General features: G+C 68.4%; 11 protein-coding genes. 3 read left to right on the forward strand and 8 right to left on the reverse strand.

The window, feature by feature from the left end; genetic code table 11:
- Positions 1-2: 2 nt before the first annotated feature.
- Complete coding sequence (locus tag ABGB19_RS23675; RefSeq protein WP_347688432.1) at positions 3-839, forward strand: glycine betaine ABC transporter substrate-binding protein; 837 nt, start codon at positions 3-5, stop codon at positions 837-839.
- A gap of 50 nt (positions 840-889) precedes the next feature.
- Here ABGB19_RS23675 and ABGB19_RS23680 read toward each other — a convergent pair whose 3' ends face one another.
- The 3 genes from ABGB19_RS23680 to ABGB19_RS23690 form a co-directional block, all read right to left on the reverse strand.
- On the reverse strand, positions 890-1720 hold the full coding sequence (locus tag ABGB19_RS23680) for an SDR family NAD(P)-dependent oxidoreductase (protein ID WP_347688433.1): 831 nt from the start codon (positions 1718-1720) through the stop codon (positions 890-892).
- Positions 1721-1898: 178 nt separating this feature from the next.
- Positions 1899-5714 (reverse strand): multifunctional oxoglutarate decarboxylase/oxoglutarate dehydrogenase thiamine pyrophosphate-binding subunit/dihydrolipoyllysine-residue succinyltransferase subunit, encoded by a 3816-nt coding sequence (locus tag ABGB19_RS23685; RefSeq protein WP_347688434.1) that lies wholly within the window; start codon positions 5712-5714, stop codon positions 1899-1901.
- A gap of 195 nt (positions 5715-5909) precedes the next feature.
- Positions 5910-6659, reverse strand: coding sequence for a hypothetical protein (locus tag ABGB19_RS23690; protein WP_347688435.1), 750 nt, complete (start codon positions 6657-6659; stop codon positions 5910-5912).
- Between the two features lie 153 nt (positions 6660-6812).
- Here ABGB19_RS23690 and ABGB19_RS23695 point away from each other — a divergent pair, with 153 nt between their 5' ends.
- Entirely contained in the window at positions 6813-8108 is a 1296-nt protein-coding gene (locus tag ABGB19_RS23695) for a multidrug effflux MFS transporter (RefSeq protein ID WP_347688436.1), read from the forward strand.
- A gap of 87 nt (positions 8109-8195) precedes the next feature.
- Entirely contained in the window at positions 8196-10229 is a 2034-nt protein-coding gene (locus tag ABGB19_RS23700) for an MFS transporter (protein ID WP_347688437.1), read from the forward strand.
- 39 nt (positions 10230-10268) lie between these two features.
- On the opposite strand, the gene ABGB19_RS23705 is transcribed toward ABGB19_RS23700, so the two are convergent.
- From ABGB19_RS23705 to ABGB19_RS23725, 5 genes are all read right to left on the reverse strand, one after another.
- Positions 10269-10616: an ArsR family transcriptional regulator gene (locus ABGB19_RS23705; protein ID WP_347688438.1), complete on the reverse strand. Its 348-nt coding sequence runs from the start codon at positions 10614-10616 to the stop codon at positions 10269-10271.
- A gap of 64 nt (positions 10617-10680) precedes the next feature.
- Positions 10681-11658: a TerC family protein gene (locus tag ABGB19_RS23710; protein ID WP_347688439.1), complete on the reverse strand. Its 978-nt coding sequence runs from the start codon at positions 11656-11658 to the stop codon at positions 10681-10683.
- Positions 11655-12233, reverse strand: coding sequence for a CBS domain-containing protein (locus ABGB19_RS23715; RefSeq protein WP_347688440.1), 579 nt, complete (start codon positions 12231-12233; stop codon positions 11655-11657). Before ABGB19_RS23715 ends, ABGB19_RS23710 begins: the two co-directional genes overlap by 4 nt.
- A gap of 80 nt (positions 12234-12313) precedes the next feature.
- Positions 12314-13666, reverse strand: coding sequence for an FAD-binding oxidoreductase (locus ABGB19_RS23720; RefSeq protein ID WP_347688441.1), 1353 nt, complete (start codon positions 13664-13666; stop codon positions 12314-12316).
- Positions 13663-17091, reverse strand: coding sequence for a TM0106 family RecB-like putative nuclease (locus ABGB19_RS23725; protein ID WP_347688442.1), 3429 nt, complete (start codon positions 17089-17091; stop codon positions 13663-13665). The genes ABGB19_RS23720 and ABGB19_RS23725 overlap by 4 nt, the downstream gene beginning before the upstream one ends.
- Between the last annotated feature and the right edge of the window lie 51 nt (positions 17092-17142).

Genomic DNA, 17142 nt, shown 5'->3' on the forward strand with positions numbered 1-17142 from the left:
CCATGGGCCTGCGGGCGCTGGCGATCGTCGCGCTGCTCGCGGCGCTCACCACCGCATGCGGCGGGCCGGCGGGGCCACCGTCGATCGTCGTCGGCTCGACGCCGGATGCCGAGTCGACGCTGATCGCCCACCTGTACGCCGCGGCGCTGCGGTCCTACGGCAACCCGGCCCACGTGGAAGCGTCCGACGATCCGCTCGCCGGGCTGGACTCCGGCGACGCCCGCGTCGTCCCCGGCTTCACCGGCCGACTACTGCACAGGTTTGCTCCCGACGCGACGGCGCGGTCGGCGGTGCAGGTCTACCGCGAGATGGTCTCCGCGCTGCCCGAGGGCATCGCCGCGGGGGATTACACGACCTCGGCGGAGGACAAGCCCGCGCTCGCGGTCGCCGAGGCGACGGCGGAAAGCTGGGGCGGGCGCGACGTGACGGCGGCGGTGCGCAACTGCGAGCGGCTGCGGGTCGTGCAGACCGACGGTGTGCCGCGACCGGATGCCATCGGCCCGTGTAAGCCCGAGGTCACCGGAATGGCCACTGCCGCAGCGATGTTCGCCGCTGTGAAGACGCGTCAGTTCAACGCCGCATGGACGACGACGGCCGCGCCGGGAATCCCGCCGGAACTGCTGATGCTGTCGGACCGGACGTCGCTGATCCGGGCCGAGAACCTGGTGCCGCTGTACCGCCGCAACGAGCTGGGCGAGTCGCAGGTGCTGGCACTCAACGAGGTGGCCGGTGTGCTCGACACCGCGGCGCTTTCGGAGATGCGGGCCGAGGTGGCCGACGGCGGCGACCCGCAGCGAGTCGCCGACGCCTTCCTCGCCGCGAACCCCCTTGGTGACTGACCTCCGATATCGTGCGAGTTTCTCTACGTTCGCGGCGGATTGAGATGCAATCAGTGAGCTTCGGGCACTGCCCGCGCCATCACCGTGGAGAACAGACGTTGATAACCCGAACCGGTCACCCGCACAATCGCGTCGAGCATCGTCGCATCCGGTCCGACCAGCACGCGTGCCTTATTGCGACGGACGCCGTTCATAATGATCCGTGCGGCCTTTTCCGGCGACGTCGAGGCCATCCTGGTGTCGAAGGTGTGCGCCAACTTGTCTTTGTCGATGCCCTCCACGGTGACCATGTTGCGCGCGATCGAAGTCTTGATGCCGCCGGGGTGAACTGTCGTCACCTTGACTGGATGGCGCGCTAGCATCATCTCCTGACGTAGTGCCTCGGTGAACCCGCGCACCGCAAACTTCGCTGCGTTGTAGGCGGCCTGTCCGGGAGCCGAGAACAACCCGAAGACGCTAGAGACGTTGATGATGTGGCCGTCGCCAGAGGCGATCAAATGGGGCAGGAAGATTTTGGTGCCATTCACCACCCCCCAGAAGTCGACATCGATCACCCGTTCAATGTCCTTGAACTGGCTGACTTCGATGTCGCCGGCGAACGCGATTCCGGCGTTGTTGTAGATCTGGTTGACGGTGCCGAAATGGTCGACGACCGACTCCGCATACAGCTCGAATGCTTCGCGTTCGGTGACATCGAGCCGGTCCGCCTTCACCGGGGCACCGATGGCCTTGAGGCGCTCCTCGGTAAGGGCCAGACCGTCGGTGTCGATATCGCTGATCGCGACCTTGGCGCCCGAGCGCGCCAGTTGAATCGCCAGCGCCTGCCCGATCCCAGACCCAGCGCCCGTGATCGCGGCGACCTTACCGGCGAAGCCTTGCATAATAACTCCCTCGTCTCAGCGACACCTGACAAGGTTAGCCGAAGAGCCTGCTTGTCCTTTCAAGGGGCCTGGACATACTTTGCCGTCAACGCTGCTGCAAACGTGCACATGAAGTCACCGAGCTGAACGTTGAATTCCGCGCCGCCCGGCGGCCTACTGGGCCGGGGAGAATAACGGGCTAACCGAACGCCTCGTCGATAATCTCCTGCTGCTCGACGGCGTGCACCTTCGACGAACCCGATGACGGCGCCGACATCGCCCGCCGCGAGATGCGCGTGATGCCGGTCAGCTTCTCCGGCAGCACCTCGGGCAACGTCAGGCCGAACGTCGGCCACGGGCCCTGGTTCGCCGGCTCCTCCTGCACCCAGAAGTACTGCTCGACGTTCGGATACTGGTCCAGCGTCTCGGCCAGCCGGCGCCGCGGCAGCGGGGCGAGCTGTTCGATGCGCACGATCGCGACGTCGTCCCGCGACTCCTTGTTCTTGCGAGCGGCCAGCTCGTAGTAGATCTTGCCGCTGGTCAACAACATTCGCGTCGCCTTGCTGCGATCGCCGTCGCCGTCGGTGTAGGTCGGCTCCTCGAGCACCGAGCGGAACTTCTGCTCGGTGAAGTCGCGGATGTCGCTGACGGCGGCCTTGTTCCGCAGCATCGACTTCGGCGTGAACACGATCAGCGGGCGGTGGATGCCGTCGAGCGCATGCCGGCGCAACAGATGGAAGTAGTTGGCCGGGGTGGACGGCATCGCGATCGTCATCGAGCCCTCGGCCCACAGCAGCAGGAACCGCTCGATGCGGCCCGACGTGTGGTCCGGGCCCTGCCCCTCGTGGCCGTGCGGCAGCAGCAGCACGACGTCGGAGAGCTGGCCCCACTTGGCCTCGCCGGAGCTGATGAACTCGTCGATGATCGACTGCGCGCCGTTGATGAAGTCGCCGAACTGCGCCTCCCACAACACCAGAGCTTCCGGATCGCCCACCGAGTAGCCGTACTCGAAACCGACCGCGGCGAACTCCGACAGCGGCGAGTCGTAGACCATGAACTTGCCACCGGTGGGGGCGCCGTCCTTGTCGGCGGTCAGCAGCTGCAGCGGGGTGAACTCCTGGCCGGTCTTGCGGTCGATGATCACCGAGTGCCGCTGGGTGAACGTGCCGCGCCGAGTGTCCTGCCCCGACAGCCGCACGGTCTTGCCCTCGGCGATCAACGATCCGAGCGCCAGCAGTTCGGCGAACGCCCAGTCCACCTTGCCTTCGTAGGCCATCTCCCGGCGCTTCTCGAGCACCGGTTTGACCCGCGGATGCACGTTGAATCCCGCGGGCAGCGCCAGATGCGCGTCGCCGATCCGGGCCAGCAACGACTTGTCGACCGCGGTGTTCATCCCGCGGGGCACCATCTGGTCGGCCTCGACCGAGCTGCTCGGCGCGATCTCGTGTTTCTCGAGGTCGCGGACCTCGTTGAAGACGTTCTCCAGCTGACCCTGGTAGTCGCGCAGGGCGTCCTCGGCCTCTTTCATCGAGATGTCGCCGCGGCCGATCAGCGCTTCGGTGTAGCTCTTGCGCACCCCGCGCTTGATGTCGATCGCGTCGTACATGGCCGGCTGCGTCATCGACGGGTCGTCGCCCTCGTTGTGCCCGCGGCGGCGGTAGCACAGCATGTCGATGACGACGTCTTTCTTGAACTTCTGCCGGAAGTCGACCGCCAGCCGGGCCACCCAGGCGGCGGCCTCCGGGTCGTCGCCGTTGACGTGGAAGATCGGCGCGCCGACCATTTTCGCGACGTCCGTGCAGTACTCGGACGACTTCGCGTCGTTGGGCGAGGTGGTGAACCCGATCTGGTTGTTCACGATGATGTGGATGGTGCCGCCGGTGCGGTAGCCCCGCAGCAGCGCCAGGTTCAGCGTCTCGGCCACCACACCCTGGCCCGCGAACGCGGCGTCGCCGTGCAGCATCAGCGGCACGACGGTGAAGCCGTCGTCCCCGTTGCCCTTGTCCAGCAGGTCCTGCTTGGCACGGACCAAGCCCTCGAGCACCGGGTCGACGGCCTCCAGGTGCGACGGGTTGGCCACCAGCGACACCTCGATGTCGTTGTCGCCGAACATCTGGATGTAGGTACCGGTCGCGCCGAGGTGGTACTTCACATCGCCGGAACCGTGCGCCTGCGACGGGTTCAGGTTGCCCTCGAACTCGCTGAAGATCTGCGAGTACGGCTTGCCGACGATGTTGGCCAGCACGTTGAGCCGGCCGCGGTGCGGCATGCCGACGACGACCTCGTCGAGCGCGTGCTCGGCGCACTGGTCGATGACGGCGTCCATGGTGGGGATGACCGTCTCCGCGCCCTCCAGCGAGAAGCGCTTCTGCCCAACGTATTTCGTCTGCAGGAACGTCTCGAACGCCTCGGCCGCGTTGAGCTTGGACAGAATGTACTTCTGCTCGGCGACCGTCGGCTTCTCGTGCTTGACCTCGATGCGGTCCTGCAGCCACTGCTGCTGCTCGGGCTCGAGGATGTGGGTGTACTCCACGCCGACGTGGCGGCAGTACGAGTCGCGTAGCAGGCCGAGCACGTCGCGCAGCTTCTTGTGCTCGCCGCCGGCGAAGCCGTTGACCTTGAACTCGCGGTCGAGGTCCCACAGCGTCAGCCCGTGGGTCAGCACGTCGAGGTCGGGGTGGCTACGGAACCGGTTCTTGTCCAGCCGCAGCGGGTCGATGTCGGCCATCAGGTGGCCGCGGTTGCGGTAGGCGGCGATCAGCTCGATGACGCGCGCGTTCTTGTCCTCGATCGAGTCCGGGTTGTCGGTGCGCCACCGCACCGGCTCGTACGGGATGCCGAGTTCGCGGAAGATCTCGTCGAAGAAGTCGTCGTCGAGCAGCAGCTGGTGCACGGTGCGCAGGAAGTCGCCGGACTCGGCGCCCTGGATGATGCGGTGGTCGTAGGTCGAGGTGAGCGTGACCAGCTTGCCGACGCCCAGATCGGCGATGCGCTCCGCGCTGGCGCCCTGGAACTCCGCCGGGTACTCCATCGCGCCGACGCCGATGATCGCGCCCTGGCCGCGCATCAACCGCGGCACCGAATGCACGGTGCCGATGGTGCCGGGGTTGGTCAGGGAAACGGTGACGCCGCCGAAATCTTCGGCGGTGAGCTTGCCGTCGCGGGCACGCCGGACGATGTCCTCGTAGGCGGCGATGAACTGGCCGAAGCGCAAGTTCTCGGTCGCCTTGATGCCGGCCACCACCAACTGCCGGTTGCCGTCCTTGCCCGGCAGGTCGATCGCCAGGCCCAGGTTGACATGCTCGGGGGCGACCGCCGTCGGCTTGCCGTCGCTCTCGGCGAAGTGGCGGTTCATGTTCGGGAACTTCTTGACCGCCTGCACCACCGCGAAACCGATGAGGTGGGTGAACGAGATCTTCCCGCCGCGAGTGCGTTTCAGGTGGTTGTTGATGACGATGCGGTTGTCGATCATCAGCTTGGCGGGCACCGCGCGCACACTGGTCGCGGTGGGAACCTCCAGCGACGCCGACATGTTCTTCACGACCGCCGCCGCCGCGCCCCGCAGCACCTGCACGTCTTCGCCGTCGGCGGGTGGTTTGGCCGCGGGCGCCTTGGGCTTGGCGGATTCGGCGGGCTTCGACTCCGGCGCCTCGCCCTTCGACTCGGCCTTCGACTCGGCCTTCGACTCGGCCTTCGACTCGGCCTTCGATTCGGCCTTGGGTTTCGACTCGGCCTTGGCCTTCGCCGGCTTCGACTCCGGGGCCTTGGCCGGCTTGGACGCGGACGCGGCACCATTGCTCGGCGCTGGTGCGGGCGCGGGTTCCGGCGGGCTCACCGGTGCGGACACGCGTTGCCCGTTGCCGCTGTCGGTCTGGCCCTCAGAGGTCGGCTCGGGGGAGTAGTCGACAAGGAATTCATGCCAACTGGGATCTACCGACGAGGGATCCTCGCGGAACTTGCGATACATCTCCTCGACCAACCACTCGTTCTGTCCGAATGGTGAAGGTGAGCTCACGGTAGCTACTCGCCTCGATTCCTTCGCTCCACGCGAGCGTGTCCGAGACGCTCGCCCATGTTCTGCGGTTACCCGCATTTGGCCCGCCTAAAGGCTAGCGCTGAAGCATCGGCCAGACCACGGCAACGGGCCTGTGGTCCGACTTGTGGTCATAGTGGTCGCCGCGGATGTCTCCCCCAAGGCTCCGCGCGTCCGTTAGTCGCGGGGTGCGGGCAGCACGTGCAGAGCGGCCGGCCACCGCGGGGGCGGAGTGCCGAACGCCATGTGCGCGTTGGCCACGATGCGCTTGCCCATCAGGCGATTTCCCACGCCGCCGACGACGGCCCCGATGCCGACGGGCAGCAGCTTGCCGAAGGCGATCGCTCCGCGCTTCAGGGTGTAGCGCTTCACGAAGTACCTCAGCAAGCGTGAATTCAGTTGTGACACCGCAGGCAGCGGCAGCGTCGCCGCGCCGTCGGCGACCCACGCGCCCTTCGTGCGGCCCGGTCCGATCAGGTCGGCGACGGCACGCTTGCTGTCCTCGCCGACGAGCACCGCCAGCACCAGGGCGCGACGGCGCTCGCGGTGTTCGGCGGGAATCCCGTGCACCTCGGCGACCGCCAGCACGTACACCGCCGTCGCCTCCAGGAAGACCACCGTCTCACCGGCCACCGACGCCATCGCCGCCAGCGTCCCGATGCCCGGGAACGCCGCGGCCGATCCGACGGCGACGCCACTGGCCATCACCGCGGCGAGGTAGTGCGCCTCGAGTTTCTTGACGATGTCGGCCGGCGTCGCGTCCGGGTTCTGCTTGCGGACACGATCGACGTACGCCTTGACCGCCGGCCCCTGCACGCGCGCGCCGCGTTCGATGATGTGCGACAGAACCTTCGCGGCGGCACTCGGGTCCTCGGCAGCGCCGTTGACGGCCGGCACCTGGCTCTTGGCCTTCGACCGGGCACTCATGAGCGGCCTCCTGTCTCAGCCTGTCTCGACGACTGGTGTCCAGGCTAACGGGTTGTTAACGAACGACGGCAGGCAGCGGGTGCCCGGCAGTGATCGCGCCCACGGTTGGCCGATCCGGGAAGAAATTAATGAGAAGCGGCGCTAACCATTTCCATGGCAACATCGCCGACTGTGGACCTTACGACTGCCGAGACGCCCGGGGAGGCGGCGACCAGGACGCCGAGCCGCATCCGGATGATCGTCGTGCTCGGCGTCATGGTCGCGCTGGGTCCGCTGACCATCGACATGTACCTGCCCGCCCTGCCGGGAATCGCCGACGAACTCGGGGTGTCGTCGTCGGTGGCCCAGTTGACGCTGACGGGCACGCTCGCCGGGCTGGCGCTCGGCCAGTTGATCGTCGGGCCGCTGTCGGACTCGCTGGGCCGCCGCCGACCGTTGATGGCAGGCATCGTGCTGCACATGCTGGCGTCGCTGCTGTGCCTGTTCGCGCCGAACATCGCCGTGCTGGGGGTGGCGCGCGGGCTGCAGGGCATGGGTGCCGCGGCGGCGATGGTGGTGGCGATCGCCGTGGTCGGTGACCTCTTCACCGGCACCGCGGCCGCCACCATGATGTCGCGGCTGATGCTGGTGCTGGGGGTGGCGCCGATCCTCGCGCCGTCGCTAGGTGCCGCCGTGCTGCTGAAGGCGTCCTGGCACTGGGTGTTCGCCGCGCTGGTGGTCATCGCGGGCGCGCTGCTCGTGGTGGCCGCGCTGGCCCTGCCCGAGACGCTGCCCGTCGCGCACCGTCGGCCGCTGAAGGTGCGCGGCATCGCCAGGACCTACGTCGGCCTGCTGCGTGACCTGAGGTTCATCGTGCTGGTCCTGGTCGCCGCGCTGGGCATGTCGGGGCTGTTCGCCTACATCTCCGGCGCGCCGTTCGTGCTGCAGGGTGACTACGGCCTGGACCAGCAGGGGTTCGCGCTGGTCTTCGCGGCGGGCGCCATCGCGCTGATCGGTGCGACTCAGTTCAACGTCGTGCTGCTGCGCCGCCACCCACCGCAGACCATCGCGCTCTGGGCGCTGGTGGTCGCGTGCCTCGGCGGTGCGTTCTTCGTCGCGCTGTCCGTGACCCAGGCCGGCGGCCTGCCCGGCTTCGTCCTTCCGGTGTTGGTCGTGCTGGCGGCGATGGGCCTGGTGCTGCCGAACGCCCCTGCCGTGGCCCTGTCCCGCCACAACGAGGCGGCGGGAACCGCGGCGGCGTTGCTGGGCGCCGCGCAGTTCGGGGTCGGTGCCGCGGTCGCCCCGCTCGTCGGTGCGCTGGGCAATGACGAGTTCGCGCTGGCGCTGGTGATGACGGTCGGTATGGTGATCGCGTTGTTGGCGCTTTTGGCCGTCGGGGTTCCTTCGACCGATCGCGTCGACGACGCATCCGGCGACGTCATCGAGGACGCCGTCCCCGAACCGGCCTGACGGCTGGTGCCCGTGTGACCCGACTTGTCGGGCTCACGCAAGCTCCGTAGCGTCGGTGCGGATCGCCAAGTAACGAGTCGACCGAAGATGTTCTCAACCCTGATCCGCCGGCAGAACGCCTCTGCGAACCCGTGGCACGCGCTGTGGGCGATGATGGTCGGCTTCTTCATGATCCTGGTCGACGCGACCATCGTCGCCGTCGCCAACCCGTCGATCATGGACGAACTCGACGCGGGCTACGACGCGGTGCTGTGGGTGACCAGTGCCTACCTGCTGGCCTACGCCGTGCCGCTGTTGGTCGCGGGCCGGCTCGGCGACCGGTTCGGGCCGAGGTACCTGTATCTGGTGGGGTTGACGGTGTTCACCGCCGCCTCGCTGTGGTGCGGGCTCGCGGACACCATCGGCATGCTGATCGCCGCGCGCGTGGTGCAGGGCATCGGAGCTGCGCTGCTGACGCCGCAGACCCTGTCGACCATCACCCGCATCTTCCCGGCCCAGCGCCGCGGCGTGGCGATGGGCGTGTGGGGTGCGACGGCCGGTGTCGCGACGCTGGTCGGCCCGCTGGCGGGCGGTGTGCTGGTCGACAGCCTGGGGTGGCAGTGGATCTTCTTCGTCAACGTGCCCATCGGGGTGCTCGGTGTGCTGCTGGCGCTGCGGCTGGTGCCCGAGTTGCCGACCAGCAACCAGGGCTTCGACGTGCTGGGTGTGCTGTTGTCGGGCGTCGGGATGTTCCTGATCGTCTTCTCGCTTCAGGAGGGCCAGGCGAACGAGTGGACCCACTGGGTGTGGGGCCTGATGGCGCTGGGGTCCGGGTTCATCGCCGCGTTCCTGTACTGGCAGTCGGTCAACCCGAACGAACCGCTCATCCCGCTGGTCATCTTCCGCGACCGCGACTTCTCGCTGGCCAACCTCGGCGTCGCGACGATCGGCTTCGTGGTGACGGGGATGATGGTGCCGATCATGTTCTACGCCCAGGCGGTGTGCGGGCTCTCGCCCACCCGCGCGGCGCTGCTGACCGCGCCGATGGCGGTCGTCACCGGTGTGCTGGCGCCCTTCGTCGGGCGGATCGTCGACCGGTCACACCCGCGGCCGGTCATCGGGTTCGGGTTCTCGACGCTCGCCGTCGCACTGACCTGGCTGACCATCGAGATGACGCCCACCACGGCGATCTGGCGACTGCTGGTCCCGTTGACGCTGACCGGGGTCGGCATGGCGTTCATCTGGTCGCCGCTGGCCGCGACGGCCACTCGCAACCTGCCGCCGCGGTGGGCCGGGGCGGGCTCGGGCGTCTACAACACCACCCGGCAGGTGGGCGCCGTGCTGGGCAGCGCCAGCATGGCGGCGTTCATGACGTGGCGCGTCAACGCCGAGATGCCGCCGTGGGCGACCGCCTCCGGTCAGGGCGACGCGGGTGTGACGCAACTGCCGCCGTTCCTGCACGCGCCGTTCGCCGCGGCGATGTCGCAGGCGCTGCTGCTGTCGGCGTTCGTCGCGTTGTTCGGTGTGGTGGCCGCGCTGTTCCTGCTGGGCTTCGGCCGCGACCGGACATCGGACGATATCGACGCCGAGCCCGGGCCGGCGCTGGAGTACGGCGGGGACGAGACCTTCGCCGACGACGATGACGACTACCTCGAGTACACGGTCGTCTGGGACGACCCCGAACCCGCTGCCGACGACCGCGAGCCTGCCACCGAGCCGCTGATGGCCCGGACCGACCGCGTGCGACACGCCCCGGGGACGGCCTGGCACTGGCACAAGCAAGAGCCCGAGCCCGAGCCGGAGTCGCCCACCACCGATCAGTGGCGCGTGATCCTCGATCAGCTCATGGCCGACGACCCGCCTATCACCCCGGCGAAGCCGACGGCCGAACTGATCGGGCACGCGCACAACGGCTTTCACGTCGACGATGAGGAGCGCCTCCACAAGCCCCCTCGTCGCAAGCCGCTTGCCGAACCGCCGTCACCGTCGGCCGACGCCCACCGCGAACGGCCCTCCCGTCACCGCTCGGACGGGTCGGAGCCTCGACAGTTCTGGTTCGAGTCCAACGGCAGGCATTCCCGCGGCGACGATCCTGGTGACACGCCCCGCGGCGGCAGGCACTCGATGCCCTGGCACGACTGAGGTTCCCCGGGTGAACGTCCGCGAGCGACGGCCGGCGAGTCAGGAGAGGGCGTCGATCAACTCCCCGACGGTGTGTGCGGACTCCAGCGGATGACGCAGTCGGCCCTTCGGGTTGATCGTGTAGCTGTTGCGCCGACCGACTTTGGCCTTCCTGAGATAGCCGTCGTCGGTCAGGTCGGCGATGATCGTCTGCACCGAGCGTTCGGTGATGCCGATGCGAATGCCCAGTTCGCGAGCGGTCAGCGACTCGCCATGTGCCAGACAGAGCAGCACGTGCGCGTGGTTGGTGAGAAACGTCCACCCGCGGGTCCCGTTCGCGGTGCCGACAGCACGCGGTTCGCCGGTCCGCTTGCGCGCCGCCTTCAGTGGTCTCTTCGTAGCAACCATCGCGGTCAAGATGTTACCTCATCCATTCGCGTTTCATATTTCGTCAATAGCAATTGACGAAGCATCATTCGGATACCGCCGACTGTTCCGTTGGCTCAGCCTTGCGGTTCTGCGCGGTCCTACCCCGGGTTGCCCCGAGGCTCCAGGCGATCGAGACGGCCAAGGTCACGACGATCACCGAAAGGGTCAGCGGGACGGGAAGTTTCCCGACCGGTGTCTCCGACAGGATCAGCTTGACCCCGGCGAATGCCAGCAGCACCGCCAGGCCGTAGTGGAGATAGGAGAAGCGACGCAGCAGACCGGACAGGCAGAAGTACAGGCTGCGCAGTCCGAGCACCGCGAAGGCGTTGGCAGTCCAGACGATGAACGTGCTGGTGGTGATGGCCAGCACCGCGGCCACCGAGTCGATCGCGAAGATGAGATCGGTCGCCTCGACGGCCACCAGGACGACGAACAGCAAGGTGGCGACCCGCTTGCCGTTGACCACGGTGAACAGCTTGTCGCCGTGGTAGCGCGCGTCGGTCGGCACCACCCGGCGGACCAGGCGGACCACCAGGTTCCGCTCGGGATCCAGGTCGTCGTCGTGCTTGAACGCCATCTTGTAGGCGGTGTAGATGAGGAACGCGCCGAACAGGTATGCCGTCCAGAAGAAGGTCTTCAACAGCTCGGCGCCGAGGAAGATGAACACCAGCCGGAACAGCAAGGCGCCGATCACGCCCCAGAACAGCACCTTGTGCTGATAGCGGTCGGGCACCGCGAAGTAGGTGAAGATGAGTGCGAAGACGAAGACGTTGTCGACCGACAGCGCCTTCTCGATGAGGTACCCGGCGTAGTACGTTCCGGCGACCTCGCCGCCGTACGCCCACCAGACGACGGTGCCGAACAACAGTCCGGCCGCGATCCAGACCGCCGACCACACCGCGGCTTCCCGGAACCCGATGACGTGATTGTCCCTGTGCAGGAACAGATCCACGGCCAACATCGCACCGATGAAAACGGTGAGCGCGAGCCAGCCCCACAGGGGAACATCCACCGCGGTCATTCGGCGTCCCGCTCGGCGGGACTGGCTCCGATGCGCACCTCGCGGATGCCCGGTACCAGGCGGGCCAGCGCTGTGGCGATCCGTCGTTCGGAATCGTCGTCGAAGCAGCCGGCCACGGTGACGCGTCCCTCGCGGACCTGTGCGATCCACCGTCGTTTACCGGTGTAGTTGTCCAGTAGCTTCTGCACGCCGACGGCGACCGCGTCATCGCTGGTCATGCTGAGCCGCAGGATGTCGCCGCGGCTGACAATTCCGACCACTCTGTTCTCGTCGTCGACGACCGGCATGCTGCGCACGCCACGCTGGAGCAGCAGTCGGCCCACGGTGTCGAGATCGGTGGAGATCTCGACGGAGATGGCTGGCGCGGTCATCGCCGCGCCTGCCGTCTCGACTGCGGCCTCTCTGGCGCGCAGCACATCGCCGACGGTCAGCATCCCGGCCAACCGTCCATCGTCGCCGACCACCGGCACCCCGGCGTAGCCGTCTTCGGCCAGCGGCACCGCCGCCGCGCGCAGCGATGCGGCACACCGCACGGTGACCACGGGGCGGGTCATGACATCGGTCACCGGCAGCATCGCATGCAGCCCCTCTCACTACGAGATCGTTTTGACGAATTGTAAAGCACGAAAAAAATATCGTCAAAGCGGCGGCGGCGTCAGCCGAACAACACCGCCGGGTTCAGGTAACCGTCGGGGTCGAACGCCGACTTGACCGTCCGCATCGCGGCGATGTCCGCCGCGCTGCGCGACATCCCGATGTAGTCGCGCTTGCGGGTGCCGACTCCGTGTTCGGAGCTGACGTTGCCGTCGAGTCTGGCGATCAGCTGCATCATCGCCGAATACAGCGCGTGCTCGGGCTCGCCGCCCAGGGCGCACCGCACCAGGTTCAGATGCAGGTTCCCCTCGCCGATGTGACCGAACAGCACCGGGATGGCTTCGGGTGCGTGTGCGGCGACCAGGTCCGCGGCCTCGGCGGCGAACCCGGCGATCGACGAAAGGGGCAGTGAGACATCGAATTTCAGCGGCGGCCCGAACACGCCGAGTACCTCGGCAACAGCCTCGCGGACCTGCCAGAGCCGCTGCTGCGCGGCGACGTCGACACCCACCGCAGGCTCGCCGGCCAGCTCGGCGTCTTCGAGGGCATCGGCCAGCCGCTCGGTCTGATCGGTGTCGCCCGCGAGCTCGATCAGCAGCTGCCATGCCCCCGCGACCGGTGCCGCCACCCCGACATGCTCGGCGGTCAGCGCGCTGGCCCGCGCGTCGATGAGCTCCAGCGCCGCGACGCCGTCGAGATCGCGGAACACCCGCCCGGCGGCGACCAGCGCGTCGAGCTCGGTGAACCCGCAGATCGCGGTGACCCGGTGCGACGGCGTGGGGTGCAGCCTCAGGTCGAGTCCGGTGATGACGCCGAGCGTGCCCTCGGCGCCGACGAACAGCGAGGCCAGGTCGTATCCGGTGTTGTCGCTTCGCACGTGGCTGTGCCGGTGGATCACCGTGCCGTCCGGCAGCGCGACGTCGATGCCGATCACCTGCTCGCCCATGTTGCCGTAGCGCACGGTGCGCAGGCCGCCTGCGTTTGTCGACGCCATTCCGCCGACGGTCGCCGTATCCCTGGCGGCCAGGTCGACGCCGAACAGCAGGCCCGCCGCCGCGGCGGCGCGCTGCACCTCGGCCAGCGGCACGCCGGCGCCGGCGGTGATCCGTCGCTCCACGACGTCGACCTCGCCGACGTCGCGCAGACGCTCGGTGGACAGCAGCACGTCGTCGTGCTCGGGCACCGTGCCCGCCACCAGCGACGTGCGGCCGCCTTGGACGGTGACATACGCGCCCGCGTCGCGGCAGGCGCGCAGCACGTCGGCGACCTCCCGAGCCGACCCGGGCCGCACCAGGGCGCTGGCCCGGCCCCGGTAGCGGCCGGTGTGGTCGAGGCTGCGCCCGTGCAGCACGTCGGGATCGGTGCTGACGTAGGCATCGCCGACGATCCCGGCCAGCCGGGCGGTCACACTCATGCCGTCGGTGTATCACACGGCGCGAGCGACAGGAACGCACCCAACTCGATCAGGCGGTCCGGCGTGCCGGGAAGGTACTCGGTCAGCAGCGGTGAACGCACGATCACGCTGAGGTACTTCGCCCGGCTCACCGCGACGTTCAACCGATTCCTGTTCAGCAGGAACGAGATTCCACGCGGTACATCGTCGGCTGACGACGCGGTCATCGAGACGAACACCACCGGGGCCTGCTGCCCCTGGAATTTGTCGACGGTCCCGGCCCGGACCTCGGGTAGCCCGGCACTGTCCAGGCGCTGACGCAGCAGCACCACCTGTGCGTTGTACGGGGTGACGACGAGCACGTCGTGCTGGGTCAGCGGACGGGTGCCGCGCTCGTCGGTCCATGCCGAGCCGAGCAGCCGGCCGATTTCCGTGACGATTGCATGGGCTTCTTCCGGGCTGTCGGTCGCGTTGCCGTCGTGCTCGACGGTGAGCACCCGCACGCCGGGCGAGCACCCGTCGAGCCTGCGGGTTCCGGCGACCTCGGTGACCGACTGCAGCCGGTGGTCGTAGGACAGCCGCGACACGGCCGAGCAGACGGCGGGGTGCATGCGGTAGGACAGGTCGAGGAAGTAGCCCAGTTCGGCGGGTAGGGTGTGACGTCCGTCGACCAGCCAGCCCAGCGCCGAGCAGTCCACCGGCTCGGGGTGAGTGCCCTGGCTGACCTGCGGCAGCTGCTGCGGATCACCCAGCAACAGCAGGTTTTTCGCGGCCGATGCCACCGCGATGGTGTTGGCCAGGCTGTACTGACCCGCCTCCTCGATGACCAGAAGGTCCAGGCTGCCCCGCGGCACGCGGCCGGCGTTCGCGAAATCCCATGCCGTGCCGCCGACTACGCAGCCGCGCTCGCCGGCGATGAACGCCGGGTACTCCTTCTCGTCGATCTCCTGCCAGCAGGGGTCGGCGCCGTGTTTCTTCTTGGCCACCAGGGAGGCGTCCACCCCGGCGGCGATGACGTCCCGGAAGAGGTTCTCCACGACGGCGTGTGACTGCGCGACGACGCCGATGCGCCACCGGTGCCGGTTGACCAGGCGGGCGATGATCGCCGCCGCGGTGAACGTCTTGCCCGTGCCGGGCGGTCCGTGCACCGCGACGTACGACGAGTCCAGATCGAGCAGCGCAGCGGTGATCGCCCCGGCCGTGTCCGAACCGCGCGGCAGCGGGTCACCGCTGCGGGTCCGCGGCGGCCGCCGCAGCAGGATGTCGACGACGGGATCGGCGGGTAGCCGGGGCAGCCCGGCGGCGATCTGCTCCGCCGTCGCCTCGATCGATTCGCGCAGCGGGCCGGTCGTTATCGGGGGGCCCGGGGTCAGGGCGAACGGACGCTGGTCGAATGTGCCGCCGCTCTTGGGTTCTCGTTCGACGACGAGCACATTCGTCGGCGCGGCCGGGTTGTCGCATTCGGCGACGGTGACCGAGCCGAACGCCCTGCGTTCCGGGTCGTCGCTCAGACCGGCAGGCGACGGCGGCTCGTAGAGGGCGTACATGTTCTTGCTGAGATCGCCGGCTGCGATGCTGCCGAAAAGCCGCACCCACCGCTGGGGCTTGCGAGCCTTCGGCGGTGTGTGCCAATCCGTTTCGACCATGGATCGCTCCACGATGAAGACGTCGGTGTTGTCGGCCCATTCCTCCACGGGGTTGTTCAACCGGTCGAAGTGGCCCCACCAGTACGGTTTGTCCTCGCGGCGGTGATAGCCGCGAGCGGCCGAGATCATCGCCACCGCAGTCTGTTCCTCCGACCGCCCGGCGGGATCGTCGCCCACGAATTTGGCGAGCTTGCGTGCCAGCGCATCGTCGTCGGCGACGGTGCCGTCGTCCGTGACCGGCTGCGCGCCGACCGGTGGCACCGCACTGTCGATCGCGCGGCAGATCAGCCAGTCCCGCAGCCTGCGGGTCGACGTGCAGTCGTAGCGGTTGTACTCCTCGATCTCCTTGAGCACGACGGCGGCGTCGTCGTCGCGCCCCGATGCGCGCAACTCACAGTACTTCGCGTACTGGGTGATGGAGTCGGTGGCGGTGGTGACATCACCGGTGCGCAGCTGACCGCCCATGTACAGCGGCTCGAGCGATTTGAGGCTGTAATTCTCGGTGCCGACACGAATGCTCTTGCGTACCAACGGGTAGAGGTCGACCAGGACGCCGCAGCGCAACAGGTCGTCGACCTCGTCTTCGCCCACCCCGTAGCGGCCCGCCAGCCGCAAAAGCGCGGTCTTCTCGTAGGCGGCGTAGTGGTAGATGTGCATGTTCGGATGGCGCTTGCGGCGGGTGCGGACCATCTTCAGGAAGTCGCGCAGGGCCTGGAGCTCGCCGGTGCGGTTGTGCGCCCACAGCGGGAAGAATCCGTCCGCAGTGTCGAGGACGCCGAACAGGTACTCCAGGCCCCACCTGCGGCCGTCGTCGGTCCACAGCGGGTCACCCTCGAAGTCGAAGAACAGATCGCCCCGGTCGGGCTCGGGCAACACCATCAACGGCTGGGCGTCAGCGATCTCGTAGGGGGGCTTGCCGTCGGCGCGCGGGGCGAGCTGCAGCCGGGCCTGCCGGGTCAGCGTCTCCAGGGTGCGCGGCGACAACTCGGGAACGTCGCCGTCGTGGCGGGCCAGCTCGGCCACCGTGGTGATGCCCGCGTCGATCAGCCGCGCCCGCTGCGTGGTCCGCATCCCGGCGACGAGCAGCAGGTCGTCGTGGGCGCGGACCTGGATGGTGCACTCGGGGCAGCGGAAACACGCCCGGACGTCCTGGTCCTCCCACGACACCGGTGCGCCGCCGGCGAAGTGCCGGTCCAGCATGTCCTGCAGCGCCGCGCGGCGCGGTGCGTAGACCGGAAGCAGCTCGTCGACGCGGTAGCGCGCGGTGGCGCCGTCACCCAGCACCAACTCGACCTCGTCGGCGACCGGTACGCCCGCGCGGCCCAGCGTGTCGGCGTAGGCGGCCAGTTGCAGCAGCGCCTCGACCTTGACCGAGCGGGCGAGTTTGGTGTCGCGCAGCCGGTAGCGCTCGCCGGCCCCCGACTGTTCGAGGACCAGGAAGTCCGCGAAGCCGACGAACCGGCCGTCGAACATCGCGGCCTGGTAGATCACCGGTGCGCGACGCCCGACGGCCCGGCGGGTCTGCTCGGCGGCCGCGGTCAGGCCGGCGAGCGTGTACGGCGGCCTGCCGATGATCGCGACATCGTCACGCTCGCGCAGCTCGTCGAGGTGGCGTTGTTCATGCTCACCGCCGAGCTGGGCTGTCCGCGCGAGCAGTTCGTCGTCGGCGGCGACGGCGGGGCCCCGGCCCAGTTTCACGTCGAACGAGCGCAGCAGCGCGTACTCGCAGCGGGCGGCGGCTGCGAGATCGGAGGCGCTGTAGACGACCCGGGCTTCGGCCCCGTCGGAGGCGACGAACACGGTGCCACTGTATGTGACGCCGCCGACACCCCGGCGCCCCGAAACTCAGAC

The sequence above is a fragment of the Mycobacterium sp. B14F4 genome (assembly GCF_039871645.1).
Taxonomy (GTDB): Bacteria; Actinomycetota; Actinomycetes; order Mycobacteriales; family Mycobacteriaceae; genus Mycobacterium.